Genomic DNA, 25689 nt, shown 5'->3' on the forward strand with positions numbered 1-25689 from the left:
TCAGCCCGCCGCGATGTCGTGCAGCGAGTCGCCGAGGATCGCCCGCAGCTGGGCCAGCCCCCGGCTGGTGTTGGACTTCACCGTGCCGGTGCTCTGCCGCAGCACGGCGGCCGTCGCCTCGATGCTCTGGTCCTCCCAGAACCGCAGCACCAGCGCCGCCCGGTACGCCGGGGTGACCTGGGCGAGTGCGGCCAGCAGGGCCAGCCGGCGGTCCGGGTCGGCGGACGGCTGCTCGGCGGACGGCTGGAGGTCCGCCGCCGCCAGTTCGTGCGACCCTCGCCGTCGTCTGGTGTCGATCCAGCAGCGGACCAGCACCGTCCTGGCGTAGCCGGCCGCGCGCTCCGGCTCGTTCAGCCGGGGCCAGCGCGCGTACAGCTTGACCAGCGCGGTCTGCACCAGGTCCTCGGCGAGGTGCCAGTCGCCGCAGAGCAGGTAGCCGGTGCGGCGCAGCGCGGCGTACCTTCCTGCCACGAACTCGTCGAACAACTGCTCCAGCTCTGGTGACATGCCGCCTCGCCGCTTCCCCTGGGACATCCGGTGCGACTCTGCACACCCTCGCCCCCACTACACGGAGCAGGGTCCGCGGAATGTTGCGTGCGCTGGGCCGATCACACACGACCGGCTCGAACACTGTGTGGGCCGGCCACATAGAACGCCGACCCGCCGCTTCCTACCTTGTGGCGACACCTGTGGCGACCCCGCCCACCCTCCGGAAGTGGTGACCATGAGCAGACCCGACACCCCCCAGCGCACCGACGGCTCACTGCGCCGCGTCGTAGGCGCCAGCCTGATCGGCACCACGATCGAGTGGTACGACTACTTCCTGTACGGAACGGCGGCGGCGCTGGTCTTCGGGCACGTCTTCTTCCCGAAGGCCGACCCGCTGACCGGCACCCTGCTGTCGTTCCTGACCTACGCGATCGGTTTCGCCGCCCGGCCGATCGGCGCCCTGGTCTTCGGGCACTTCGGCGACCGGATCGGCCGCAAGAAGCTGCTGGTGGTGAGCCTGCTGCTGATGGGCGGCGCGACCTTCCTGATCGGCTGCCTGCCGACCTACGACCAGGTCGGCGTGGCGGCTCCGCTGATGCTCACCGGGCTGCGCCTGGTGCAGGGCTTCGCGCTGGGCGGCGAGTGGGGCGGGGCGGTGCTGCTGGTCTCCGAGCACGGCGACCCGAAGCGGCGCGGTTTCTGGGCGTCCTGGCCGCAGGGCGGTGCCCCGGCCGGCAACCTGCTGGCGGCCGGCGTGCTGTCGCTGATGACCGCGGTGCTCTCGGACGAGGCCTTCCTGTCCTGGGGCTGGCGGGTGCCGTTCCTGCTGTCGGCGGTGCTGGTCGCGGTCGGCATGTGGATCCGGCTCTCGGTGGACGAGTCCCCGCTGTTCCGGCAGGCGCTGGCGGCCGCGAAGGCGCGCGCCACGGTCGAGCAGCCGCCGCTGGTCGCGGTGCTGCGCCACCACTGGCGGGACGTGCTGATCGCGATGGGCGCCCGGATGGCGGAGAACATCTCGTACTACGTGATGACCACCTTCGTGCTGGCGTACGCCGTGGGGCACGTGCACGTGGGCAAGCAGACGGCGCTGAACGCGGTGCTGATCGCCTCGGCCGTGCAGTTCGCCCTGATCCCGGTGTTCGGGGCGCTCTCCGACCGGGTGGGCCGCAAGCCGGTGTACCTGGTGGGCGCGGTGGGCGTCGGGGTGTGGGCGTTCGTCTTCTTCGGGATGGTGGACACGAAGAGCTTCGGCGCGCTGGTCGCAGCGGTCACCGTGGGCCTGTTCTTCCACAGCATGATGTACGCGCCGCAGGCGGCGTTCTTCTCGGAGCTGTTCGCGACCCGGATGCGGTACTCCGGTGCCTCGATCGGCGCCCAGTTCTCCTCGGTGGCGGCCGGCGCCCCGGCGCCGCTGATCGCCACCGCGCTGCTCAAGGACTACGGCAGCGCCACGCCGATCGCGGTGTACGTCGCGATCGCCTCGGTGATCACGGTGATCGCCGTGCTCTGCGCGCGGGAGACCCGCGGCAGCGACCTGGCCGAGGTCGAGGAGCGCGAGCCCGTCCCGGTCGGTTAGCCGGAGCGGGGGCCCGGGGGAAGCCTCTCCCCCGAGCCCCCTACTGTTCGTCCCCCACGTTTGGCACGATTGCGCGCACCATGAACGACCACCGGACCAGTTCCGCCCCCGCCCTGCGCCGCCTGCTCGACCTGCTGGCGACCGGCGCCGCCACCGAGGACTTCGCCGACGTGCTCGCCGAGGCCCGCCGGCAGGGCGCCCCCGCGCAGGTGCTGACCGAGATCGACGACGCGACCTGGCAGGCCCTGCGGGTGCACCGGACGATGCGCCAGCACCGCCGCCGCGAGGCGGAGCTGACCGCGCTCTTCGACACCGCGGGCGACCTCGCCGCCTCCCGCGACCTGGACGCGGTGCTGCAGGCGATCGTCCGCCGGGCCCGGATGCTGCTGGGCACCGACACCGCGTACCTGACCCTCCCGGACGAGGAGGCCGGCGACACGTACATGCGGGTCACCGACGGCTCCGTGTCACCGATCTTCCAGACCCTGCGGCTCAGCCTCGGCGACGGCCTCGGCGGCCTGGTGGCGCAGACCTCCCGCCCGTACGCGACCCCCGACTACCGGACCGACGAGCGCTTCCGGCACACCGGCAAGATCGACGAGGGCGTGCTGGACGAGGGCCTGGTCGCGATCATCGGCGTACCGCTGCTGCTCGGCGGCCGGGTGATCGGCGTGCTGTTCGCCGCCGACCGCTCGGCCCGCGCCTTCTCCCCCGACGAGGTGGCGCTGCTGTGCACCCTCGCCGCGCACGCCGCGATCGCGCTGGACACCGCCAAGGCGCTCGCCGACACCCGGGCCGCGCTCTCCGAGCTGGCCACCGCCAACGAGGTGATCCGGGCCCACTCGGCGGCCGTGCAGCGCGCCGAGCAGGCCCACGACCGGCTCACCGACCTGGTGCTGCGCGGCGCCGAGGTGCCGGACGTGGCGGCCGAGGTCGCCGGCCTGCTGGACGGCGAGGTGGCCGTGCACGACGCCGAGGGCGACCCGCTGACCGGCCGGGCCGCCGTCGCCGAGGGCTTGGCGGAGGCCGCGGCGGCCTCCCGCGAACAGGCCCGGGCGGTGCGGCACGGCGAGGACTGGGTGTGCGCCGTGCTGGCCGGGCAGGAGCTGCTGGGCAGCATGGTGCTGCACGGCCGCCCCGACCTGGACGACGGCGACCGGCGGATCCTGGAGCGGGCCAGCGTGGTGACCGCGCTGCTGCTGCTCCTGCGCCGCTCGGTCGCCGAGACCGAGAACCGGGTGCGCGGCGAGCTGCTGGCCGACCTGCTGACCGCGCCGGACCGCGACCCGGCGGGCCTGGTGGCGCGCGGCCGGCGGCTCGGCGTCGACCTGACCCGCCCGCACCTGGTGCTGGTCGCCGACCCCGGCGACGCCCCCGCCCGCGAACGGCTGGCGGGCGCCGCGGCCCGCTACCTGTTCGGCTCGCGCGGGATCAGCGCCGAGCACGGCGAGGCGGTGGTCCTGCTGCTGCCCGAGGACGGCACGCCGCCCGGCGCGGCCGCCGCCCGGGCCGCCGAGCGCCTGGCCCGGCTGATCGGCGCCCCGGTGACGGTCGGCGCCGGACGCCCGGCCGCCGGGCCGGTGGCGCTGGCCGCCGCCCACGCCGAGGGCGTGCGGTGCGTGCGCGGCCTGCGGGTGCTCGGCCGGGACGGCGGCGGCGCGGCCGCCACCGACCTGGGCTTCCTCGGCGTGCTGCTGGGCGACGGGCACGACGTGGAGGCGTTCGTCCGCGTCGCGCTCGGCCCGCTGCTGGAGTACGACGCCCGCCGGGGCACCGAGCTGGTCCGCACCCTGCGCGCCTACTTCGACTGCGGCGGCAGCCTGACCCGCGCCAAGGACGCCCTGCACGTCCACGTGAACACCGTGGTGCAGCGCCTGGACCGGGTGGAGGTCCTGCTCGGCCGGGACTGGAACCATCCCGAGCGGTCCCTGGAGCTGCAGCTCGCGCTGCGCCTGCAGCTGCTCTCCGGGAGCCCGTAAGGACCGGTGTCACCCGGACGGGCGTACAGTGGCGAGGTTGGTCTCGAACGCCCGGGCAAGGAGCAACATACGGTGAGCGAGAACGTGCGCTTCGTTTCGATGGGGATCGGCGAGCGGACCGTCCCCTACGCCGAGGCGTGGGAGGAGCAGCAGCAGCTCCACGCGCTGCGGGTGGCGGACGAGATCCCGGACACCGTGCTGCTGCTGGAGCACCAGCCGGTGTACACCATGGGCAAGCGCACCAACCCCGAGGACCTGCCGCTGGACGGCACCCCGGTGGTGGAGGTGAACCGCGGCGGCGAGATCACCTGGCACGGCCCCGGCCAGCTGGTCGGCTACCCGATCGTCAAGCTGCCGGACCCGATCGACGTGGTCGCGTACGTGCGGCGGCTGGAGGAGGCGCTGATCCGCGCCTGCGGCGAGTTCGGGGTGGGGACCACCCGGATCGAGGGCCGCAGCGGCGTCTGGAAGCTCGGCGCGGAGATCCCCGGCGCGGTGGTCGACCCCGCGCAGGTGGTGGAGATCGGCAAGCTGACCCTGCGGATGGGCCTGCCGCTGGGCATCGACCCGCGCCTGGCCGGCCCCGAGTACGCGCCGTCCAACGCCGGGCAGCGCGGCGACGACCGCAAGCTCGCCGCGATCGGCGTCCGGGTGGCGCGCGGGGTGACGATGCACGGCTTCGCGCTCAACTGCGACCCCGACATGACGTACTTCGACAAGATCGTGCCGTGCGGCATCCGGGACGCCGGGGTGGCCTCGCTCAGCGGTGAGCTGGGCCGCGACCTCACCGTCGCCGACGCCGTGCCGACCGTGCAGCGGCACCTCGCCGCGGTCCTCGCCGAGCTGCCCGAGCCCGCCATGGCCCGCTGACCCTCAGGAATCGCTGCGCCACGCCCGGTGTTGCCTCTGATCGCAGGGCCCCGGCCGGGCGCAAGCCGCAATTGCACAGGCGTACCCTGTGGGGTACCCCGTCTAGTTCTAGGAGCCGCACGTGTCCGCTGTCGCACCCGACGGCAGGAAGCTTCTCCGCCTGGAGGTCCGCAACAGCGAGACCCCCATCGAGCGGAAGCCTGAGTGGATCAAGACCAGGGCGAAGATGGGGCCGGAGTACAACGCCCTGCAGTCCCTGGTGAAGAAGGAGGGGCTGCACACGGTCTGCCAGGAGGCGGGCTGCCCCAACATCTTCGAGTGCTGGGAGGACCGCGAGGCGACCTTCCTCATCGGCGGTGACCAGTGCACCCGCCGCTGCGACTTCTGCCAGATCGACACCGGCAAGCCCGCCGAGTTCGACCGGGACGAGCCGCGCCGGGTCGCCGAGTCCATCGTCACCATGGACCTGAACTACGCCACCATCACCGGTGTCGCCCGCGACGACCTGGAGGACGGCGGCGCCTGGCTGTACGCCGAGACCGTCCGCCAGGTGCACACGATGACCGCCGACCGCGAGGGCGGCCGGACGGGTGTCGAGCTGCTGATCCCCGACTTCAACGGCGTCCCCGCGCTGCTGGACGAGGTCTTCGCCGCCCGCCCCGAGGTGCTCGCGCACAACGTCGAGACGGTCCCCCGGATCTTCAAGCGGATCCGCCCGGCGTTCCGCTACGAGCGCTCGCTGGACGTCATCACCCAGGCCCGCGCGGCCGGGCTGGTCACCAAGTCCAACCTGATCCTCGGCATGGGCGAGACCCGCGAGGAGGTCAGCCAGGCGCTGGCCGACCTGGTCGGCGCCGGCTGCGAGCTGATCACCATCACCCAGTACCTGCGCCCCTCGGTGCGCCACCACCCCGTCGAGCGCTGGGTGAAGCCGCACGAGTTCGTCGAGCTGCAGCAGGAGGCCGAGGAGCTCGGCTTCGCCGGTGTGATGTCCGGCCCGCTGGTGCGCTCCTCGTACCGGGCCGGCCGGCTGTACCGGCAGGCGCTGGCCCACCGGGAGCAGGCCGCGGTCTGATTCTCACCTTTTTCACCGGGAAGGGCGGGTCCACCAGGGCCCGCCCTTCCTTCATGCGGTATTGATGGTCGGGTCACCGTCCGGTAACACCGAGCGGCGACCCTGAGGGGGTACCCGCACAAGGAGTGGTGGTCATGCGCAGCGGCATCCGATCCGCGCTGAAGTACGCCGAGAACCTCGTCCTGATCCGCGGTGCGCGGCGCAACGCCTGGGCCGCGGTCTGCGAGAACCGCCGGTGGGCGGCGGACCGGGACCAGGCGGCCGTGAAGCTGTCCCGCTCGGCCTGAGACACCGGCTACGCCCAGTAGGGGAAAGTCCAGGGTCACGAACCGGCACCGCCCTTGGATTAACCACAGGCACCCCACGTACCATGAGCGTTATGGCGAGGGAAACATCCGAGACTCCCGGGCGGCTGAAGCAGATCCGCCTGGCGTACCAAATGACCAAGAAGGTCGACACCAAGATCGGCCTGATCATCGCCGGCGTCGGCCTGCTGACCTTCGGCGTGTTCCTCGCCATCGGCTTTGCGATCGGTCACCCCATCTACCTGGGCATCCTGGGCTTCATCGTGGCCTTCCTGGCCATGGCGATCGTCTTCGGGCGCCGGGCCGAGAAGGCCGCGTTCGGGCAGATGGAGGGCCAGCCGGGCGCCGTGGCGGCCGTGCTGAACAACATCCGCCGCGGCTGGAGCGCCAACACCACCCCGGTCGCGGTCACCCGCAACCAGGACGCGGTGTACCGCGCCGTGGGCCGGGCCGGCATCGCGCTGATCGGTGAGGGCAACCCGAACCGGGTGCGGCCGCTGCTGGCGTCCGAGAAGAAGAAGATGGCCAAGGTCGTCGGCGACATCCCGGTGCACGACATCATGGTCGGCACCGGCGAGGGCGAGATCCCGCTGAAGAAGCTGCAGATCCACCTGATGCGTCTGCCGCGCTCGATCTCCGCCGCTCAGGTCACCGAGACCAACGACCGGCTGCGGGCGCTCGGCGACCTGCTCTCCAAGGCGCCGATCCCCAAGGGCCCGATGCCCAAGGGCGCCCGGATGCCGAAGGGCGGCCAGGTCCGCTGACCTCCGCTCCCCCACCGACACCACGGCCCCGCCGCGATTCCGATCGCGGCGGGGCCGTTCGACTGTCCCGTGCCGTACGAGGTCGACTGTCTCGTGCCGTACGAGGTCAGATGCGGACCTCGACGGTGCCGACCGCCTTGTCGTGCAGGCCGCGGGTGTCGCGGTCCCAGACGGCGGCCGGGATCACCAGGCACAGCAGCAGGGTCCGCAGCAGCACCTGCGGGATGGTCGCGCGGGCGCCGTCCAGCCGGACCACCCGCAGGCCGAACAGCCGCTTGCCCAGGGTGGTGCCGGTGGTCGCCAGCAGGACCACGCAGACCACGTAGAACAGCGGGAGGGTCCACCGGTTGGCACCGTTCAGGTCTCCGCCGGAGAGCAGCCCGTACGCGACCAGGCTGCACAGCCAGCTGTCGACGCACAGGGCGCCCAGGCGGCGGCCGACGCCGGCCACCGAACCCGGGCCCTCCTTGGGCAGGCCGAGGCGCTCGCCGCGGTACCCGAAGTCGGCGCCCATCTTCTCGGCGGCGGCCTTCGGGCCGTCGATCCACGATCCCAACGCTTCTCTGGTGTCCACGAATCCACACTAACCGGGGCTTACCAGCGATCTTCGCGAGCCCTCCCCGTTGCGCGTCCGGCGCCGCGCCAGGTGCCGCTCCCGTTGCCGTGCCCGTTGCCGTGCCCGTTGCCGTGCCCGTTGCCGCGCCCGGGTCGCGCCCCGGCGGGGTGAATCGCGTTGCTCCGACTGCCCGAGGAGGTCTAGACCACTTGGCGGGCAGGGCGCCCGCAGGGGTGGCGATTTGCCCGGAACCGTACGCCTTTGCCGCCCGTTCAGCCGGGCCGGTTAACATTCAGGAAACGGTGGAGTCACCAGCCGGAAACGGCCCGTCCCTAACGTGAGCCACCAGACCGCAGCTGAGGAGGATGGATGTTCACCAACGCCGACGAGGTGAAGCAGTACATCTCGGACAACGACATCAAGTTCGTCGACGTCCGGTTCTGCGACCTGCCGGGCGTCCTGCAGCACTTCGCGGTGCCCGCGGCCACGTTCGACCCGTCCGAGACCCTGATGTTCGACGGTTCCTCGATCCGCGGCTTCCAGGCGATCCACGAGTCCGACATGGCCCTCGTGCCCGACCTCCAGACCGCCCGGCTCGACCCCTTCCGCGCCGAGAAGCACCTCAACATCAACTTCTTCATCCAGGACCCGATCACCGGCGAGGCCTACAGCCGCGACCCGCGCAACGTCGCCCGCAAGGCCGAGGCGTACCTGGCCTCCTCCGGCATCGCGGACACCGCATACTTCGGCCCGGAGGCAGAGTTCTACGTCTTCGACTCGGTCCGCTTCGAGACCGCCGCCCATCAGTCGTACTACCACATCGACTCCGAGGCGGGCGCCTGGAACAGCGGCTCCGCCGAGGGCGACGCGCGCGGCTACAAGGTCAAGTTCAAGGGCGGCTACTTCCCCGTCCCGCCGGTCGACCACTTCGCCGACCTGCGCGCCGAGATGTCCCTCGAACTCGCCAAGGCCGGACTCCAGGTCGAGCGCCAGCACCACGAGGTCGGCACCGCCGGCCAGGCGGAGATCAACTACAAGTTCAACACCCTGCTGCACGCCGCCGACGACCTGATGCTGTTCAAGTACATCATCAAGAACGTCGCCTGGCGGAACGGCAAGACCGCCACCTTCATGCCCAAGCCGATCTTCGGCGACAACGGCTCCGGCATGCACGTCCACCAGTCGCTGTGGACCGAGGGCTCCCCGCTCTTCTACGACGAGCAGGGCTACGCCGGCCTCTCCGACATGGCCCGCTACTACATCGGCGGCATCCTGCGGCACGCCCCCTCGCTGCTCGCCTTCACCAACCCCTCGGTGAACTCCTACCACCGCCTGGTGCCCGGCTTCGAGGCCCCGGTCAACCTGGTCTACTCGCAGCGCAACCGGTCCGCCGCCATCCGCATCCCGATCACCGGGTCCAACGCCAAGGCCAAGCGCATCGAGTTCCGCGCGCCCGACCCGGCGTCCAACCCGTACCTGGCCTTCGCCGCCATGCTGATGGCCGGCCTCGACGGCATCAAGAACAAGATCGAGCCGCTCGAGCCCGTCGACAAGGACCTCTACGAGCTCGCCCCCGACGAGCACGCCGCCGTCCCCCAGGTCCCCTCCTCCCTCCCCGCCGTCCTCGAAGCCCTCGAGGCCGACCACGAGTACCTGCTGGCCGGCGGTGTCTTCACCTCCGACCTGATCGAGACCTGGATCGACTACAAGCGCACCAACGAGATCGCCCCGATCGCGCTGCGGCCGCACCCGCACGAGTTCGAGCTGTACTACGACCTGTAGAGGCACCTCCGACCTGCGGAAACGCAGTTCGGCCTCTCACCGTTTCCGCAGGTCAGGACCCTTCCTGACCTGCGGAAACGCGTTCGGCATCCTCGGCGCCCGGCTTGCCGCCGGTCGACTGTCCGGCGCGCCACTGGTTGGGGGACATCCCGTAGGCGTCCCGGAAGGCGCGGCTGAAGTGCGAGGGGCTGGTGAATCCCCAGCGGGCGGCGACGGCGGAGATCGCGCGCCGCGCCGCCTCGGGGCCGGCCAGCTCCAGCCGCGCCGCCTCCAGTCGCCGGGCGCGGATCCAGCCGCCGACCGTGCAGCCCCTGCGCTGGAAGAGCTGGTGCAGGTAGCGCAGCGAGACGCCGTGCTGGTCGGCGATCGCCCGGGGTGACAGGTCGGGGTCCGAGAGGCGGGTCTCGACGGAGGCGGTGATCCGCTCGAAGAGCGACTGCGTGGCGGACCGCCCGTCCGGTACCGTCCGTGCCGCGTGGTCCGCGGCCAGGGTCGCGAGCAGGTCGGCCACGGCGCGCGCGACCTGTTCCCTGATCAGGGCCGACGTCCCCGGCAGTTCGGGGCGGACGTCGGCCAGCAGCGGCAGGAGCAGCGCGCCCGCGCCGGCGTCCGCGGGGCTGGCGAGGGTCGCCGTGAACCGGCGCAGCGCGCTCTCCTCGAGTCCGATGACGGAGCGCGGGACCATCAGGGTGCGCGCCCGCTGGGGCTGCGAGGCGACGATCTTGAACGGTCGGCTCAGGTCCAGGAAGGTGAGCGAGCCGGGCGGCAGCTCCACCGAGCGGCCGTCCTGGAAGACCCGGGCGGTGCCGTCGACCTGCAGCCGGGCGATGATGTTCCGACTCGGATCGGCCGCCACCGACCCGGCGTCCCGCAGGACCGTCACCGGCCCGGAGGCCTCGTCGCAGATCTGCAGGCCGCCCAGTCGGACGGTGGTCATCGACCCGGTCCAGACGGGTGCCCGCACGGTCACCTCGACCCGGGCGAAGGCGCGGGAGGCGGCCGACTGCCAGTCGGCCGCCTCGCGCACCGAAGCGGGGACCGTGCCGGTCGCGACGGTCCGCGCCGGGGCGGCCGGCGGCGCGCCGATCACGGCTCGGCTCCGACCACGCGGCCGAGGCGCTCCTCGGTGAGCCACTCGGTCGGTGACAGACCGTGGAAGCCGCGGAAGGCGCGACTCAGCTGCGCCCCGCTGGTGAAGCCCCACCGCCGGGCGATGCGTCCGACACCGAGCGAGTCGTCCGGGGCCGCCAGGAGTGCCCGGCGGCACTCCTCCAGGCGCTGTTCCCGGATCCACTGGCAGAGCGTCCGGCCCTCGCCCTCGAACAGCCGGTGCAGGTACCGCACGGAGATGCCGTGCGCCCGGGCGATCACCGCGGGGGTGAGCCCGGGGTCGGACAGGTGCCAGCGGATGTACTGCCGCACCCGGAGCAGCATGACGTTGTCCACGCCGGGCAGTTCGGCCGCCGACCGGCCCGCTTGGTCGGCGGCGGTGGCGGCGAGGAGGTCCACGGCGCCGCGGGCCAACTGCTGCGCCAGCGGCGCGGCGCAGCCGTCGACGGCGTCGGCCAGCCGTCCCAGGAACGGGGAGACCAGGGCGCCCAAGCCGTTGCCGGGCCGCAGTCCCCGGGCCGTGAGCCGCTGGAGGTCGCCCTCCTGCAGGCCGAGCACGGCCCGCGGCACCGCGAAGATCTTCAGCTGGAAGCGTTCGGGGAAGCGGATCCCGAAGGGCCGGATCGACTCGAAGAACCCGATGTCGCCGGGTCGCAGTTCGGTGGTGCGCCCGTCCTGTTCGACCTGGGCCACTCCGGTGCTCTGCAGCCCCACGAAGATGTGTCCTCCGTCGCCCTGGGCGATGGAGCGCGGCGACCGGTGGACCTCTGCGGGGTCGCAGTCGATCGTGGTGATCTGCAGGTCGCCGACCGTGCACCGGTTCATGGCGGCGTCGTAGGTGCGGCCACCGGTCTCGATGTCCATGCCGACGAGGGTGGCGAGCACGGCGTCGTGCCAGAACTCCAGGCTCTCGGCGGCCGGAACCGAACGCGTCGTCAACAATTGAGCTGCCATGGCACCAGGATGCCGAGGCCGCGCGTACCGGTGCATCCGTCGGGCGACTGGTCCGCCGACGCGGCGTCCGGCCCGCTCAGTCCAGGTGCGCGCGCAGGAAGGCGCAGCCCTGCCGCACCGCCGCCCGGGACGGCGGACTGTCGCGCAGCGCGTTCAGCGACACGAAGTCGTGCACCGTGCCGAGGAACCGCACGGCCGCGGTCGGGACGCCGGCCGCACGCAGCCGGGCGGCGTACTCCTCGCCCTCGTCCCGGGCGACGTCCGCTTCGGCGGTGACGACCAGCGCCGGCGGCAGCCCGGCCAGCAGGTCGGGGCCGGCCCGCAGCGGACTGGCGGTCGGCTGGTCCCCGTCCTCGGGCGACCCGAGGTACGCCTGCCAGTACCGCCGCAGGCCCTCCCGGCTGAGCAGGTAGCCGGAACCGAACCGGTGCTGGGTCTCGGTGTCGCAGGCGGGGTCCACCAGCGGGTAGTAGAGGAGCTGGGCCCGGATGGCAGGGCCGCCCCGGGTCTTGGCGAGCATCGTGACGGCGGTGGCCAGGGTGGCGCCGGCGCAGTCGCCCGCCACGGCGATGCGGTCCGCCGCGACGCCCAGCGCCTGCGCGCGGGCCGCCAGCCAGTCGAGCAGGGCGTAGCACTCCTCCAGCGCCACCGGATAGCGGGCCTCGGGTGTGCGGCTGTACTCGGGGACGACGGCCACCGCACCGGTTCCCTCGACGAGTTCGGTGATCAGCCGGGCGTGGGTGCGGGCCTCGCCGAGCATCCAGCGCCCGCCGTGCAGGTAGAGCACGGCGGGCAGCGGCCCTTCGAGCCGGGCCGGGCGGAAGGTCCAGAAGCCGACGAGCCCGCGGGGCCCCACCGGCGCCACCTGGAACCCGGCCTCGACATCGCAGTCCTCGATCAGGTCCCGCTGGAGCTCCAGCAGGGCCTGACGCCCGGTGTCCGGGCCGAGGTCGTCGAGCCCGGGCGGCGCGGCCGAAGCCGCGACCAGCCGCGCCACCACCGGATCCAGCGCGATCCCGGGCGGCGGAACCAGGCCCTCGCCGGACCAGGCGTCAGACTCCACGCCGCCTCATCTCTCGCTCTGCCGTACCGGCACGGGCCGCCGCGGGCTCCCGCACCGGGGGGACACGGTAGCCGTACCGGCGGTGCACGGCCAGGGGTGCCGGGCTACCTGCTCGACAGCAGGTCGCGGAGCTGGTGGCGGCTGCTGACCCCGAGCTTGGGGTAGACGTTGTACAGGTGGGTGCCCACCGTACGCGGGGAGAGGAAGAGCTGTTCACCGATCTCACGATTCGACAGGCCCTGGGCGGCCATCCTGACGATCTGCTGCTGCTGGGCCGTCAACCGGTGGAGTGCCGGGCCGGGGTGGGCGGAGTCCGGCACGCCGCTGGCGCGCAGTTCCTGGCGGATCGCGGTGGCCAGCGGCCGGCACCCGAGAGCCTCGGCGGTGTCGAGTGCCGCGACCAGTTGCTGCCGGGCCTCCGAGGGACGCCTGGCGCGGCGCAGCCAGATCGCGTAGCCGAACCGGGCCTGGGCGCGCTCGAGCGGCCAGCGCTCGCCCGCCGGGTTCACCAGTGCGAGACGGAAGTGGTGCTCGGGGTCGGCGCCCGGCTCCACCAGGGCCGCGGCGTGGTGCAGCAGCAGCGTCATCCGGGCCGTCGGCTGCTCCCCCTGCGCCGCACGCACCCGCGCGAGGACCTCCGCCGCCGCCTCGCCCAGGCCGGCGCGGTGGGCGGCCAGCGCCAGCTCCGCGATGCAGCGCGACGAGAGGAACGGGTGCAGCGGAGTGCCGTCCTCGGCGAACAGCGTGCGCAGCCGCCGGAAGGCGTCGGCCCACTCGCCGTGCGCCATCGCGACCAGGGCGCCGGCCCGGACCAGCCGGGCCCGGGTGGCGGCGTTCTCGTGCCCGTCGAAGGGGACCGCCGGCCAGGCGGGCGGGCTCGCTGGGGCGGTCCCGCGCAGGGCGCGCAGGGACACCTCGAAGGCCTCCAGGTCGGCCCGGGGGCGCGTCAGGCGCAGCACCGCCGCCTTGTCCGCCGCCTCCGCCAGCCGGGCGGACACCTCCGCCCACTGACCGGTCGCCAGGAGCGTGTCCAGCAGCGGCGCCAGGTGCCAGGCCCGCAGGCCGAAGGCGCGCCGCCCGCACAGGTAGGTGTCGGCGGCGCGGAAGTGCTCCAGGGTCGCGTCCGGCTCATCGGAGAGGTAGGCGACCGAGGCGACGGCCAGCCGCCTGGTCAGCTGCTCCCGGCCGTCCAGCGGGCCGCTGCGCACCAGGGCGTCGGGGCCTTCGCCGGCCCGCCGCGCGCCGTCGGCCCGGGCCGGCCCGGTGCCCTGCACGAACCCCGCGAGCACGCCGTCCGGGCCGGCGCCGTCCCGGCCGGCACCCGTCCGGTCCGCCGGTCCGGCCCCTGCCGCGCTCAGGCCCGCGACCAACTGCGCGAGCCGGCCGCGGTGTTCCGCCAGGCCGGACTGCTCGGCGATCGCCGCCGCCAGCGTGGCGAGCCTCAGGTCGAGCGCGGCGCCGACCGACGGGTACCGGTCCACGCTGTCCAGCAGCAGGTCGAACGCCTCCCGCTGCCGGGAGGCGTGCGACAGCGCGGTCGCCGCGGCCAGCGCGGCCTCGCGGGCGAGCCGGGGGTCGCTGTTGACGCTCAGGAAACTCGCGTGCAGGCTCCGGACCCAGTCCGGGTCCCCGACGGCGACGGCCGCGTCCAGGGCCGCGGCGAGCAGGCGGGCCCGCTCCCCCGCGCTGGTGCTGCACCGGGCGGCGTCCTCCAGGACCCGCGCGAGCGCGAAGTCGTCGGCCGAGTGCCCGGCCGCCGCCAGCAGCTCGTCGGTCAGCGAGGCGTCCGGGACCACCGCGGCGGCCACCAGGTGCCGCGCCCGGTCGAACGGCCGGGCACCCGCCCGCTCGGCGAGGTCCCGGTGGGCTCCGGTCAGGAGCGCGGCGGTCTGCCCGCGGGCGGCGACCCGCGCCAGCGGATGCCGGAAGACGATGTGGCCGTCGATCAGGGCGACGATGCCGGCCGCCTCGGCAGGAGCCCAGATCGCCGGGTCGGCGGTGCCCAGCGCGGCCATCACGGCGGACGCGTCGTCGCCCGGGAGCGCCGCGGCGGCGTAGCCCACGGCCCGGCGGGTCGGCGCGGGCAGCGCGTCGACCAGGGTGTCGAACCTGGTCCGGGGGTTCAGCAGGCGGGGGGCCCGTTCCCGGGCCAGGGTCGGCTCGGCGCTGAACACTCGTCGGCGGCACAGCTCCAGCAGGGCGGAAGGATTGCCCTCGGCCTGCTCCAGCACCTCCAGGCGGGCGCGCCCGACGGGGGCACCGGGCACGGCGTCCAGCAGGTCGCAGGCCGAGCGCAGCGCGAGGGGGGCGACGTGCAGCGCCTCGGCACCGGCGGGCAGGCCCAGCAGGACCTCGCAGTCGCGCGAGGCCAGCAGGACCGCCACCCGGCTCCCCTCGGTGCGGCGGATGAGCGACCCCAGCAGTTCCATGGTGGGGCGGTCACCCGCGTGGGCGTCGTCGACCGTGATCAGGACCCGGCCCGAGCCGGAGCCGCGGTCGGGGCGGCTCAGCCGGTCCAGCAGCGCGGCGGTGCCCGACCGCACCTCCGTCGCGGACGGCACGGGGACCCCGGGCCCGGTGGCGATCGCGGCGAGCAGGGCCGACCGGTGGGGCTCGCCCGCGGCCCGGTCCTTCGGCGCGGCGAGCAGGTGGCGGAGCAGCCCGTACGGCAGGTCGCGTTCCGGGGCCCAGCCCTGCGCCGTCAGCACCAGGTCCCCGTCCGCGGCCGCCAGTTCACAGGCGGCGCGGAGCAGGTGCGACTTCCCGACGCCCTCCTCGCCGATGAGGACGAGGGACCGCGGCGTGCCGGACTCCTGCCGGACGCAGCGGCGCAGCTGCTCCAGCTCGGCGGCGCGTCCGACCAGGCCGCCGGTGCCGCCGGCCGAGGCCGCGCGGGGCCCGGCGTCCCCCGGGGCGCCCCAGTCCGTCTCCGTCATCGTCACTTCCTCGCACTCCGCCCTGCCTGCCGTTCACCACGGCACGTCTCCCGTGCCCTCGATCCTGCTGGGGGCATGGCCGGTCACGCTTCTGTCAGATGACCAGTCGTCGCCCCGACGGCGGCCGCCGCCTCCGCCGGCCCCGGCGTCACGGGGGTCGTCCCACCTCTGGTCAGCCCCCCCTCGCCGGGGCTGGCAGGATGGCGTGTGGTCGGAGCGCCAAGGCCCTGACCAGGAAGAACGGAAGCAATGGTGAACACCGGCAGGACCGGGCCGACCGCGTCAGCGCTCTTCGGCCGCGACTCGGAGCTGGCCCGGATCGGCGACCTCCTCGACGCCGTACAGGGTGACGGCTCCCCCGTGCTGGTCCTGACCGGGGAGCCCGGCGCGGGCAAGAGCGCCCTGGTCGACCGGGCCGCCGAGCAGGGCACCGCCCGGGGGATGCGGATCCTGCGGGTCCGGGGCAGCGAGGGGGAGGCCGGGCTCGCACTCGCCGGGCTGCACCAGCTGCTCCGTCCGCTGCTGGCCCGCCTCGACGACTTGCCGGAGCGGCAACGCGCGGCCCTTCGGTGCGCGTTCGCCCTGGACAGCGAGGGGGGCGACGACGCGGCATCCGCCGATCCGCTGCACCTGTGCGTCGGCGTGGTCACACTGCTCACCGAGGCGGCCGCCCACCGACCCCTGCTGCTCGTGGTCGACGACCTCCAGTGGCTGGACCTCGGCTCGCTGGACGTCCTGGCCTTCGTCGCCCGCCGGCTCGACGGCGAGGCCGCGGTCATGCTGCTGGCCTCGCGCGAACCCGTGCCCGCCCGCTTCGACCGCGACTTCCCGCACCTCGTCGCGGGCCCCCTGACCCGTGCGGACGCCGGGCTGCTGCTGGGCGCCCAGCCGGTCCCGCCGACCGGGCGGGCCCGGTCGCAGGTGCTCCAGGAGGCGGCCGGCAACCCCCTCGCGCTGATCGAGCTGTCCCGGGCCGTCGCCAAGGGCACGGGCCTGTCGGGCGCGGCACAGACGCTGCCGCTCACCCGCCGGCTGGAGGACCTGTTCGCCGCCGAGCTCCCGGACCTGCCGAAGGACACCCGCACCGCGCTGCTCCTGGTCGCGGCCGCCGGCACCGACCGGCTCGCGGACATCCTGCGGGCCGCCGCCGGGCGCGATGTGATCACGGATCTGCTGCCGGCCGAGAGCGCCGGACTGGTCCGGATGGACGCCGGGCAGGTGCAGCTGCGCCATCCGCTGGTGCGGTCCGCCGTCTACCAGGCGGCGGCCTTCGCCGAACGCCGGGCGGCGCACCTGGCCCTGGCCGAGGCCTTCGAGGCCGAACCCGACCGCCGGGCCTGGCACCTGGCCGCCGCGACCGCCGACCAGGACGCGGCCGTGGCCGACGCCCTGGCCGCGACCGCCGAGCGGGCCCGCGGCCGCGGCGGCTACGCGGCCGCCGCGGCCGCCCTGGAACGAGCGGCCGAGCTCACCCCCGACCCCGAACTGAGCTCGCGGCGGATGCTGGGCGCGGCGACCTCGGCGATGCACGCGGGGCACCCGCTGTGGGTGGGAGAGCTCACCGCCCGGGTCGACGGCCTGACGCAGGACCCGGTCACCCGGGCGGAGGGCAAGTTCCTGGGGGGCTGGGCCCTGGGCCTGACCCTGCGGCACCGGGAGGCGCTGGAGGTCCTGCTGTCGGTCGGCGAGTCCATGGCCGAGGTCGCACCCCCGCTCGCCCTCGCCGCCCTGTGCACCGCCGCGACCTCCGCGTACAACACCGGCGACCCCTTCTACGGCGACGAGCTGCTGCGCCTCGCGGGGCTGATCGAAGCCGAGGGGGACCTCGCCGACCGGGCCTGGATCGAGGCGGCCGTCCGGCCGCTCAGCCACCGCCGGCAGGCCGTCGAGCTGTTCCACCGGGCGTTGGCGGCCATGTCGATGGACTCGCTCTTCGACCTGACCGTCCTCAGCGGCGTGGCGCTGGTGCTCGACGACACGGACCAGGCGCTCCGGCTGCTCCGGCACACGACCGACCACCTGCGACGGGCCGGCAGCGCCGGATCGAACGCCACCATCGCGCGGGCCCTGGCCACCGTGCAGTGCGCGACGGGGGCCTGGGCGGCGGCGCTGACCGGGGCCGAGGACGCGTACTGGATGGCCGCCGAGGCCGGCGAGGACAACGTCGCCATCGGCTCCCTCGTCCTGCAGGCCATCATCGGCGCCTACCGGGGCGAGTACGAGGCCGCCTGCGCCCGGCTCCAGGACGCGCTGTGCGGAGTGGACCTGCGCAACGCCCGCATGCTGCGGGTCCGCTACCACTACGCGCTGGGCATGGCCAAGGTGGTGGAGGGCGACCACGAGGGCGCCTACGCGGAGCTGCGCAACATGTTCACCCGCGACTACCGGCCCGCGCCGGTGCACTACCACGCGTCCGTCTACTACCTGGCCGACCTCGCCGCCGCGGCGGTCCGGGCCGGGCAGGCGGACGACGCCCGCGCTGTGCTGGAGGCGACGCGGCACACCCTGGGCAGCGAGCAGTCGCCCCGCCTGCAGGCCATCGTGCACCGCGCCGCCGCCCTGGTCAGCGAGACCGACGAGGCCGCCGAGCAGCACTTCCGTGCCGCCCTGGCCGATCCGGTGACGGGACAGTGGCCCTTCGAACAGGCACTCACCCAGCTCGACTTCGGCGAGTGGCTGCGCCGCCGACGGCGCTCGGCCGAGGCCCGCGGGCTGCTGAACGCCGCGCTGGAGGCGTTCCGCCGGCTCGGTGCCCGCCCGTGGGCCGACCGCGCCGCGGCGGAACTGCGGGCGGCGGGAGCCGCCGTCCTGCAACCCGTCGTGCCGGCCCAGCAGGCCGATCTGACGCCGCAGGAGGAGCAGATAGCCGAGTTGGCGGCGCAGGGACTCACCAACCGGGACATCGCCTCGCGGCTCTACCTCTCGCCGCGCACAGTCGGCTACCACCTCCACAAGATCTTCCCGAAGCTGGGCATCACGTCCCGCGCCCAGCTCCGGGACGCCCTCTCGGGCTGACGGCCGAGGTGCGCGGGTCCCCGAGCCGTCGGCTCGGGGACCCGCGCGTGCCTGAGCGCGCACTTCTTCGAGCACTCGGTGCCCGGCCGGGGCCGCCGCGGCCGTCCGGGCGGATCCACCGGGAGACGCTGGTTGCCGAAGAGGACCGCACCCCCGCACGGCCGGATCGCGGCAGCGGGTGACAGGTCAGGCACGACGGAAGGCAGGAGCGCCGCATGGCCCTCGTCCTGGACACCGGCGAAGTCCCCGTGGACGCGCGCCACGACACCTGGAGCGACGCGCTGTCCCGCGCGCTCGTCCCGGTCAAGGTGACGGCGTCCGAGCCGGGTTCGCTGCTCGGCCGCCTCCGGTCCCACCGGCTCGGCTACATGCGCACCGTGTCGCTGGACGCCGGACCGCAGCGGATCAGCCGCCCACCGAGCCTGTGCCGTCCGGCACCGGGCGAACGCTTCGCGCTCGGCCTGTGCGCCGCCGGAGAGGCGGTCCTCACCCAGGCCGGCCGGTCCTGCCGATCGGGACCGGGCGAGATCATCGTGGTGGACCTGGCACAGCCCTTCGCGCTGGCCTTCCCCGAGCCGTTCCGGCTGCGCCTGGTGCACCTGCCGCAGCGCAGCCTCGGCAGTCCTCGGACGCTGGCGCGGCTGGCCGGGTCGGCGCTGCGGTCCGACGGCGGCGCGGTGACGACGCTGGGCCTGCTGCTGACCCGGGTGCTGAACGACGCGGCGCGCTTCGGACCGACGGCGGCCGAACGCCTGGCCGGGCACGTGGCGGACCTGGTGGACGCAATCGCCGTCGACGGCGCCGGGAACGCGGACGCGGACGGAGCACGGGAACCGGCGACGGCCCGGGAGCACCTGGTGTCGCGGGTCCACGCCCACGTCGACGCCCACCTGGGCGAGCCGGGCCTGGATCCGGAGTCCGTCGCCCGCGCGCTGCGCATCTCGGTCCGCTACCTCCACCGCCTGTTCGAGGGTGAGGAGTTGACGGTCGCCCGGCTGATCCAGCAGCGCCGCGTCGAGGCGTGCGCCCGCACCCTGGAGCGGCACGGACCCTTCGGCCCGACGCTCGCCGAGGTGGCCGGGCGCCACGGCTTCAGCAATCCCGCCCACTTCAGCCGGGCCTTCCGCGCCGCCTACGGCATCACACCGAGCGAGTGGCGCAGCCGTCGGGGCGGCGCGCCCGTGGCGCCCCGTGACGAAGCCGCCTGACGCCGCGCGCGACGCGGCGACCGCACGAACCACCGAGGAGAACCACCATGCGGTCCCACCCGGCCGTCCTGATCCCGCCGGGGAGCATCCCCCCGGACCTCCGGTCCGCTGACGGGGACGTCCTCATGCTCGCCGTCCCGGTCCACGGCCGGCACACCGCGGTCCGGGCCTGCCGGGACGCGGCCGCCCGCCACGACCACCCGTCCGGCCTGCCGGACGGGGACACCGCGGTCCTGCTGGTGCCCTGGGCGGCGCTGCCGATCTCCCCACGGGCCCTGCCGGCCCGCGCCTGCGGGCTCTCGATCGACCTGCCCACCGGCGCCGTGCTCACCGAAGTCGTCAGCGCCCTGGTCCGGCAGGAGGTCCGTCCGACCGGCGCGCACGTCGCCGGCCTGCTCACCGACCTGGCGGCAACCCTCCTCACCGAGCTGACCGACCATCAGCCATCCGGTCCGGAAAGCGTGTTGCTGGACGAGGTGCGCTGGCACATCAACACCAGCCTCGGCGACACCCGGCTGTCCCCGCCCGACCTGGCGGCGGAACACCACATCTCGGTGCGGCAGTTGCACAAGCTCTTCGCCGCCTCGGGCACCACCCCGGGCCGCTGGGTGCTGCGCCGTCGCCTGGAGGAGAGCGCCCGGGAGCTCGCCAGGACCGGCCCGTCCGAACGCAAGATCGCCGCGACCGCGACCCGGTGGGGCTTCGCCAGTGCCGCCCACTTCAGCCGCGCGTTCCGGGACGCGTTCGGCGTCGCTCCGCACGAGTGGCGGGCCACCCGTGCGGAGCTGGTGCTGCACGGCCCCGGCGGCGACCGCCCGGCGTGATCCGGAAGACACGCCTCAGCGCAGGGCGTCGCGCAGGGTATGCGCGGCGAGCGCGATGGCCTCCCGGGCGGCCTGCGTGGACCGCAGGGCGTCGAGCACCACGAAGTCGTGGACGATGCCCTGGAACCGCACCGCGGTGACCGGGACCCCGGCCTCGCGGAGCTTGCCGGCGTACGCCTCGCCCTCGTCGCGCAGCACGTCGGCCTCGCCGGTCACAACCAGCGCCGGTGGCAGACCGCGCAGTTGATCAACGCTCGCGCGCAGCGGGGAGGCGGTGGTCTCGGCGCGCTGCGCGGGGTCGGCGGTGTACTGGTCCCAGAACCACCGCATGGTGTCGCGGCGCAGCACGTAGCCCTCCGCGAACCGGCGGTACGACGGGGTGTCGCAGCCGGCGTCCGTCATGGGGTGGAACAGCACCTGGTACAGCAGCGGGAGGCCGCCGCGCGCCTTGGCCATGAGGGTGAGCGCGGCGGCCATGTTGCCGCCCGCGCCGTCGCCGGCGACGGCGACCCGGGCGGCGTCCAGGCCCTTCCCGGCGCCCTCGGTGACGACCCAGCGGGCCACGGTCCAACTCTGCTCGATCGCGACCGGGTACCGGACCTCGGGTGACAGGTCGTACTCGGGAAAGACCACGGCGGCGTGCGCGCCCACGGCGAGCTCGCGCACCAGGCGGTCGTGGGTGCGCGCGTTGCCGAACACCCAGCCGGCGCCGTGCAGGTAGACGATGACGGGCAGCGGGCCCGCCGCGCCGGCGGGCCTGACGATGCGTGCCTCGACCGCGCCGGTGGGACCGCCGGGGACGGTGACCCACTCCTCGTCGACGTCCGGCTTGGCGATCGGTCCGGACTGGATCTCGTCCACCGCCCTGCGGCCTTCGACGGGCCCCAGTTCGAAGGGGTACGGCGGATTCGCCGTCGCCTCCGCGAGGGCCTGCGCCTCCGGCTCCAGGACCGGTCCTCGACCGGCCGTGCTCGGGTACGTCACGGTGCACTCCATCGCAGTCGAACTGGGGGGGTAGGTGTCGAGCCTAGGAACGCCGCCCGCCTCGGGTTGTCCGACGGCGCACCCGTCGCGCGCGGTCCGCGCACGCACCCGGCGCGGTGCGCGGATCGGCACAGGGTCGTGCACGGCCGGAGCGGCTCCTGCGCCACCGGCTCCTACGCTGAGCAGCGATCCCTCCCTCCCGATCGGGCACCGCGCGCCACCGCGCGCGGGCCCGGACGGCCCGGCCCGGCCGCCACCCCGAACCCCCGACATCCACCCAGGAGGACCCGTGTCCGCCCACCGCTCCGTCTCCAGCCCCCAGCCCCGCCCGGCCGCCGCCAGCACCGAGATCCGCTTCGACGCCCGGATCGTCCTGGGCGAGGACCAGTCCCTCGACGTCCCGGTCCGGTTCGGCTACCGCGCCGACGATCCGTTCGCCGTGGCGCTCGAGTTCCTCGGCCCCGCCTCCGAAGCGGGCACCTGGCTGTTCGCCCGCGACCTCCTGTGGGAAGGGCTGGAGAAGCCCACCGGCCTCGGCGACGTCCGCATCTGGCCGCCCTGCCCCTGCCACGGCCGCCCGCACCTGCGGATCATGCTCCAGGGCAGCGACGGATCCATCCTGCTCGACCTCCCGTCCAGAAAGCTGCGCCGCTGGCTCCGCCAGGAGTGCTTCGCACTCGTCCCCTCGGGCACGGAAGGCGACGTGATCGACTGGAGCGCCGAACTGCACGGCCTGGCGGACTGATGCCGGAACGCAGCGCCCCCGCCATCGCCGAGGTGATGACGGGGGCGCCGTGGTTCCCGGGGCCGGGCCGCTCACTCGCGGTAGAGCAGCGCTGTGACGCCGGCCAGGACCGCGGCGGCCACCAGGGTCCAGGCGAGCTGCCCGTGCAGCACCAGGACCGCACCCGGTACGGCACCGGCCAGCATGGTGGCGACGGCGAGGATCCGCCGACGCCGGCGGGGCGCGGTGCCGCCGGCCAGGCGGGATTCGGCCGCCAACCCGGTCAGGGTGAGGGTGAGCACGGTGGTGGTGAGGTCCGGCACGCCGAGGCCGCGCACGGTGCCGTTGCGGATGCCCATCGCCACCGCGACCAGCGCGATCACGAGGTACCGCACGGACCCGTCCGCGCCCCGGGCGAAGACCACGGCGGCGGCCGCGCCGTGCAGCGCGACCTCCAGGGCCAGCGCCGTGCGCAGCCACCGGCCCCGCCGGGCGGGGGTGTGCCGGGCCGCGAGCCGGCCGGCCAGGACCGCGCCGAGGAGGAAGGCGGCCAGCGAGGTCAGCGAGCCCGGGACGGAGAAGCCGGGCGCGCCGGCCAGGGCGAAGGCGATGACGACGACGTTGCCGGTCATGTTGGCGGTGAAGACCTGGCCGAGGCCGAGGTAGCTCACCGCGTCGATCAGACCGCTGACCACGGTGAGGCCGAACAGGGCCAGCGCCAGCGGATGCCTGTCGTGGACCTGCGGTCCGGGCAGCTGCGGCGGGGCGGCGGGGCGGGAATCGTGTGCGGAGGTGGTCACGACGTCTCCTCGTGGGTTCGGGAACGCTGGCGGTCGGGGAACGTGGGCAGGGGCACCGCCTCGATCCGGCGGTGCCCCTGCGCGCGTTGTCGGGGTGTCAGAAGAAGCAGGGGTCCAGCGGCGTCGAGGGCCGGCCGGGCACGGCGAGGCCGCGGGCCGTGCGCCAGGCGCGCTGCTCGTCGGAGGCCGCTACGGCCTCCAGTACGCCCTCGGCCTGGCGGACGCCGCCCGGGCCGGGCGCCGGGGTGGCGTGATAGCCGCCGAAACGGGTGACCGGGCTCCAGGACGGCGTCACCGCGGGCAGGTCGGGGGCCAGTCCCTGGTGCTCCTGGGCGCCGTGCACGATCCGGCCGCCCACCACGGTGAGCACCGACTCGATGTGCGGGATGTCGGCCTCGGGCACACTGAAGAAGTCCGCGCTGAGCACCGCGACGTCCGCGTAACTGCCCACTGTCAGGCGACCCTTGACGTCCTCCTCGCCGGTGAGCCGGGCGCCGCCCAGGGTGTAGAGCTCCAGGGCCTCCACGCGGCCGAGCCGGTTGTGGTCGGCCGCCAGGCGCCTTCCGCTGACCGCGCGGCCGGAGACCAGCCAGTGCAGCGCGACCCAGGGGTTGTAGGAGGAGACCCGGGTGGCGTCGGTGCCCGCCGCGACGGTGAGACCCCGGTTCAGCATCGCGCGCAGCGGCGGTGCCTCGGCGGCGGCCGGGGCACCGTAGCGCGAGACGAACGCCTCGCCCTGGAAGGACAGGCGGTTCTGCACGGAGACCGCGCCGCCCAGCGCGGCGATCCGGTCGAGGCTGTCCGGGCTCACCGTCTCCGCGTGGTCGAAGAGCCAGCGGTTGCCGTGCGGGAAGAGGCCCTCGGCGGCGAGCTTCTCGAAGACGGCGAGGTCGCGGCGGATCGTCTCGTCGTAGGTGGCGTGCAGGCGGAAGCCCCAGCCGTGCTCCGTCAGCAGGCGGACGGCCTTCTCGAACTCGCTCTCGTACGGACCGAGTTGCGGCCGCGGCTCGGTGAAGTTCTCGAAGTCGGCGGCGGCCCAGGTGAGGTTCTCCCCCGCGCCGTTGAGGCGCAGCCAGGCGTCGCCGTCGCCGGGGCGCACGGTGCTGACCCAGCGGTTGAGGTCGTCCAGCTCCTGGCCCGCGGTCTGCGGGAAGAGGTGGTAGGCGATCCGCAGCGTCAACTCGCCCCGGCGGGCGAGGTCCATGACGGTGCCGTAGTTCTCGGGGAAGCTCTGGAAGCCGCCGGCGGCGTCGATCGCCGAGGTGAGGCCGAAGCGGTTCAGCTCGCGCAGGAAGTGCCGGGTGGAGCCGGCCCGGTCGGCCTCGTCCAGCATCGGCGCCTTGGCCAGGGTGGAGTAGAGCAGCAGGGCGCCCGGGGCGGCGATCAGCAGGCCGGTCGGCTCGCCGTCGTGGCCGCGCACGATCTGGCCGCCGACCGGGTCCCGGGTGTCCCGGGCGAAACCGGCGGCGCGCAGCGCGGCCCGGTTGAGCAGCGCCGACTGGTAGAGGTGCAGCACGAACACGGGGGTGTCGGGCGCCGCGGCGTTGAGCTCCTCCAGGGTGGGCAGCCGGCGCTCGGCGAACTGGTCGGCGGACCAGCCGCCGACCACCCGCACCCACTGGCCGGGCGGGGTGCGCTCCGCCTGGACCTTGAGCATGGCCAGCGCCTGGCGCAGCGTCGGGACGCCGTCCCAGCGCAGCTCCATCACGTAGTTGAGGCCGCCGCGGATGACGTGCAGGTGCGCGTCGTTGAGCCCGGGGACGGCCCGGCGGCCGAGCGCGTCGACCACCCGGGTGTGGGGGCCGACCAGCGGGACCACGTCCGCGTCGTCGCCGACCGCCTGGATCAGTCCGTCCCGGACGGCCAGTGCGGTGGCCTGGGGGCGGCCCGGGTCGTTGGTGTACACCCTGGCGTTGCGGATGATCAGGTCGGCGGGCTGGTCCGGGTCGCCGGGGCGGAGGCCGGCGACGGGCATGGTGGGCAACACAGGTCCCTTCGTTCGGTGGTGGTGGATGACGGGTGTGCGCGCGGTCAGTGCAGGCTGTGCGCGGCGGGCGGCGGTGCGGCGGGCAGCGCCCGGCCGCCGTCGGATCCCGGCGCGGCCGTGGCCGCGAGGGTCAGCGCCGCGAGCTCCGCACCGGCCCGGTCGATCCGTACCGGCAGGGTGTCGGTGAGCGCGTCGCCCGTCCCGCCCCAGTCCTCGGAGGCCGCGAAGACGGCGGTCGGGGCGACCAGCGCGCGCTGATAGGCGAAGAGCGGGCGGATCGCGTGGTCCAGCGCCAGGGAGTGGCGCGCGGTGCCGCCCGTCGCGCCGATCAGCACCGGCTTTCCGGCCAGGGCGCCGGGGTCGAGCAGGTCGAAGAACGACTTGAACAGGCCGCTGTAGGAGGCCGAGAAGACCGGCGACACGGCGATCAGCGCATCGGCCGTGCTCACCTCGGCCAGCGCGTCGGCCAGCGCGGGGGCCGGGAAGCCGGACAGCAGGTGGTGCGAGATGGGGGTCGCCAGTGGACGCAACTCATGCAGGAGCAGCCGGACTTCACGGCCGGCGCCGACCAGGTGGGCAGTCGCGGCGTCGGTGAGGCGGTCCGCCAGCAGGCGGGTGGAGGAGGGCTGGCTCAGCCCGCCCGAGATCACGGCCAGGGTGATCGGTTCCATGGTGGGCTCCGTGGTGT

Annotated in this window: 21 protein-coding genes; 11 read left to right on the plus strand and 10 right to left on the minus strand. The window is 74.3% G+C overall.

What is annotated here, in order from left to right; all coding sequences use genetic code 11:
• Complete coding sequence (locus ACGFX4_RS17050; RefSeq protein ID WP_393074416.1) at nt 1-507, minus strand: SigE family RNA polymerase sigma factor; 507 nt, start codon at nt 505-507, stop codon at nt 1-3.
• Between the two features lie 217 nt (nt 508-724).
• Here ACGFX4_RS17050 and ACGFX4_RS17055 point away from each other — a divergent pair, with 217 nt between their 5' ends.
• The 6 genes from ACGFX4_RS17055 (at nt 725) to ACGFX4_RS17080 (ending at nt 7058) form a co-directional block, all read left to right on the plus strand.
• Complete coding sequence (locus ACGFX4_RS17055; RefSeq protein ID WP_393074419.1) at nt 725-2065, plus strand: MFS transporter; 1341 nt, start codon at nt 725-727, stop codon at nt 2063-2065.
• Nucleotides 2066-2145: 80 nt separating this feature from the next.
• Nucleotides 2146-4044, plus strand: coding sequence for a helix-turn-helix domain-containing protein (locus ACGFX4_RS17060; protein ID WP_393074422.1), 1899 nt, complete (start codon nt 2146-2148; stop codon nt 4042-4044).
• A gap of 99 nt (nt 4045-4143) precedes the next feature.
• Entirely contained in the window at nt 4144-4914 is a 771-nt protein-coding gene (gene lipB / locus ACGFX4_RS17065; protein WP_393074499.1) for a lipoyl(octanoyl) transferase LipB, read from the plus strand.
• A gap of 121 nt (nt 4915-5035) precedes the next feature.
• Entirely contained in the window at nt 5036-5989 is a 954-nt protein-coding gene (gene lipA / locus ACGFX4_RS17070; RefSeq protein ID WP_393074425.1) for a lipoyl synthase, read from the plus strand.
• Nucleotides 5990-6123: 134 nt separating this feature from the next.
• The gene (locus ACGFX4_RS17075; protein ID WP_393074428.1) at nt 6124-6276 is read left to right on the plus strand and encodes a hypothetical protein; all 153 of its coding nucleotides are present in this window, start codon (nt 6124-6126) and stop codon (nt 6274-6276) included.
• 83 nt (nt 6277-6359) lie between these two features.
• The gene (locus ACGFX4_RS17080) at nt 6360-7058 is read left to right on the plus strand and encodes a DUF4191 domain-containing protein (RefSeq protein ID WP_393074431.1); all 699 of its coding nucleotides are present in this window, start codon (nt 6360-6362) and stop codon (nt 7056-7058) included.
• A 106-nt stretch (nt 7059-7164) separates the two neighbouring features.
• On the opposite strand, the gene ACGFX4_RS17085 is transcribed toward ACGFX4_RS17080, so the two are convergent.
• Entirely contained in the window at nt 7165-7632 is a 468-nt protein-coding gene (locus ACGFX4_RS17085; RefSeq protein ID WP_345696718.1) for an RDD family protein, read from the minus strand.
• Nucleotides 7633-7983: 351 nt separating this feature from the next.
• Here ACGFX4_RS17085 and glnA point away from each other — a divergent pair, with 351 nt between their 5' ends.
• Complete coding sequence (gene glnA, locus ACGFX4_RS17090) at nt 7984-9396, plus strand: type I glutamate--ammonia ligase (RefSeq protein WP_345696719.1); 1413 nt, start codon at nt 7984-7986, stop codon at nt 9394-9396.
• Between the two features lie 52 nt (nt 9397-9448).
• Here glnA and ACGFX4_RS17095 read toward each other — a convergent pair whose 3' ends face one another.
• The 4 genes from ACGFX4_RS17095 to ACGFX4_RS17110 form a co-directional block, all read right to left on the minus strand.
• Nucleotides 9449-10486, minus strand: coding sequence for a helix-turn-helix domain-containing protein (locus ACGFX4_RS17095; RefSeq protein ID WP_393074435.1), 1038 nt, complete (start codon nt 10484-10486; stop codon nt 9449-9451).
• Nucleotides 10483-11460: a helix-turn-helix domain-containing protein gene (locus tag ACGFX4_RS17100; RefSeq protein WP_393074437.1), complete on the minus strand. Its 978-nt coding sequence runs from the start codon at nt 11458-11460 to the stop codon at nt 10483-10485. Before ACGFX4_RS17100 ends, ACGFX4_RS17095 begins: the two co-directional genes overlap by 4 nt.
• A 76-nt stretch (nt 11461-11536) precedes the next feature.
• Nucleotides 11537-12523 (minus strand): alpha/beta hydrolase, encoded by a 987-nt coding sequence (locus ACGFX4_RS17105; protein ID WP_393074439.1) that lies wholly within the window; start codon nt 12521-12523, stop codon nt 11537-11539.
• Nucleotides 12524-12627: 104 nt separating this feature from the next.
• On the minus strand, nt 12628-15459 hold the full coding sequence (locus ACGFX4_RS17110) for an AAA family ATPase (protein ID WP_393074442.1): 2832 nt from the start codon (nt 15457-15459) through the stop codon (nt 12628-12630).
• 249 nt (nt 15460-15708) lie between these two features.
• Here ACGFX4_RS17110 and ACGFX4_RS17115 point away from each other — a divergent pair, with 249 nt between their 5' ends.
• The 3 genes from ACGFX4_RS17115 to ACGFX4_RS17125 all read left to right on the plus strand — a co-directional run bounded on the left by ACGFX4_RS17115 (nt 15709) and on the right by ACGFX4_RS17125 (nt 20506).
• Nucleotides 15709-18474, plus strand: coding sequence for an AAA family ATPase (locus ACGFX4_RS17115; protein ID WP_393074445.1), 2766 nt, complete (start codon nt 15709-15711; stop codon nt 18472-18474).
• 215 nt (nt 18475-18689) lie between these two features.
• Complete coding sequence (locus tag ACGFX4_RS17120) at nt 18690-19682, plus strand: helix-turn-helix domain-containing protein (protein ID WP_393074448.1); 993 nt, start codon at nt 18690-18692, stop codon at nt 19680-19682.
• Nucleotides 19683-19729: 47 nt separating this feature from the next.
• Nucleotides 19730-20506, plus strand: coding sequence for a helix-turn-helix transcriptional regulator (locus ACGFX4_RS17125; protein WP_393074451.1), 777 nt, complete (start codon nt 19730-19732; stop codon nt 20504-20506).
• A 15-nt stretch (nt 20507-20521) separates the two neighbouring features.
• Here ACGFX4_RS17125 and ACGFX4_RS17130 read toward each other — a convergent pair whose 3' ends face one another.
• Nucleotides 20522-21490 (minus strand): alpha/beta hydrolase, encoded by a 969-nt coding sequence (locus ACGFX4_RS17130; protein ID WP_393074453.1) that lies wholly within the window; start codon nt 21488-21490, stop codon nt 20522-20524.
• A 289-nt stretch (nt 21491-21779) separates the two neighbouring features.
• On the opposite strand from ACGFX4_RS17130, the gene ACGFX4_RS17135 reads away from it, so the two are divergent.
• Nucleotides 21780-22235 carry an SsgA family sporulation/cell division regulator gene (locus ACGFX4_RS17135; RefSeq protein WP_393074456.1) on the plus strand — a complete coding sequence of 152 codons (456 nt, stop codon included), beginning with the start codon at nt 21780-21782 and terminating at the stop codon, nt 22233-22235.
• Nucleotides 22236-22306: 71 nt separating this feature from the next.
• Here the strand turns inward: ACGFX4_RS17135 and ACGFX4_RS17140 are convergent, their stop codons facing one another.
• From ACGFX4_RS17140 to ACGFX4_RS17150, 3 genes are all read right to left on the minus strand, one after another.
• Nucleotides 22307-23014: a YoaK family protein gene (locus ACGFX4_RS17140; protein ID WP_393074459.1), complete on the minus strand. Its 708-nt coding sequence runs from the start codon at nt 23012-23014 to the stop codon at nt 22307-22309.
• 97 nt (nt 23015-23111) lie between these two features.
• Nucleotides 23112-24989 (minus strand): amidohydrolase, encoded by a 1878-nt coding sequence (locus ACGFX4_RS17145; RefSeq protein ID WP_393074501.1) that lies wholly within the window; start codon nt 24987-24989, stop codon nt 23112-23114.
• Between the two features lie 56 nt (nt 24990-25045).
• Nucleotides 25046-25672, minus strand: a complete 627-nt coding sequence (locus tag ACGFX4_RS17150; RefSeq protein WP_393074462.1) for a CE1759 family FMN reductase — start codon at nt 25670-25672, stop codon at nt 25046-25048.
• Nucleotides 25673-25689 lie beyond the last annotated feature (17 nt).

The organism is Kitasatospora sp. NPDC048365, from assembly GCF_043200835.1.
GTDB lineage: Bacteria > Actinomycetota > Actinomycetes > Streptomycetales > Streptomycetaceae > Kitasatospora > Kitasatospora terrestris.

Excerpts from the sequence above, each read along its gene's own strand:
- ACGFX4_RS17050 (WP_393074416.1), bottom strand. The coding sequence starts at position 507 with ATGTCACCAGAGCTGGAGCAGTTGTTCGACGAGTTCGTGGCAGGAAGG.
- ACGFX4_RS17055 (WP_393074419.1), top strand. The coding sequence starts at position 725 with ATGAGCAGACCCGACACCCCCCAGCGCACCGACGGCTCACTGCGCCGC.
- ACGFX4_RS17060 (WP_393074422.1), top strand. The coding sequence starts at position 2,146 with ATGAACGACCACCGGACCAGTTCCGCCCCCGCCCTGCGCCGCCTGCTC.
- lipB (WP_393074499.1), top strand. The coding sequence starts at position 4,144 with ATGGGGATCGGCGAGCGGACCGTCCCCTACGCCGAGGCGTGGGAGGAG.
- ACGFX4_RS17075 (WP_393074428.1), top strand. The coding sequence starts at position 6,124 with ATGCGCAGCGGCATCCGATCCGCGCTGAAGTACGCCGAGAACCTCGTC.
- ACGFX4_RS17080 (WP_393074431.1), top strand. The coding sequence starts at position 6,360 with ATGAGCGTTATGGCGAGGGAAACATCCGAGACTCCCGGGCGGCTGAAG.
- glnA (WP_345696719.1), top strand. The coding sequence starts at position 7,984 with ATGTTCACCAACGCCGACGAGGTGAAGCAGTACATCTCGGACAACGAC.
- ACGFX4_RS17100 (WP_393074437.1), bottom strand. The coding sequence starts at position 11,460 with ATGGCAGCTCAATTGTTGACGACGCGTTCGGTTCCGGCCGCCGAGAGC.
- ACGFX4_RS17110 (WP_393074442.1), bottom strand. The coding sequence starts at position 15,459 with ATGACGGAGACGGACTGGGGCGCCCCGGGGGACGCCGGGCCCCGCGCG.
- ACGFX4_RS17115 (WP_393074445.1), top strand. The coding sequence starts at position 15,709 with ATGGTGAACACCGGCAGGACCGGGCCGACCGCGTCAGCGCTCTTCGGC.
- ACGFX4_RS17120 (WP_393074448.1), top strand. The coding sequence starts at position 18,690 with ATGGCCCTCGTCCTGGACACCGGCGAAGTCCCCGTGGACGCGCGCCAC.
- ACGFX4_RS17125 (WP_393074451.1), top strand. The coding sequence starts at position 19,730 with ATGCGGTCCCACCCGGCCGTCCTGATCCCGCCGGGGAGCATCCCCCCG.
- ACGFX4_RS17145 (WP_393074501.1), bottom strand. The coding sequence starts at position 24,989 with ATGCCCGTCGCCGGCCTCCGCCCCGGCGACCCGGACCAGCCCGCCGAC.
- ACGFX4_RS17150 (WP_393074462.1), bottom strand. The coding sequence starts at position 25,672 with ATGGAACCGATCACCCTGGCCGTGATCTCGGGCGGGCTGAGCCAGCCC.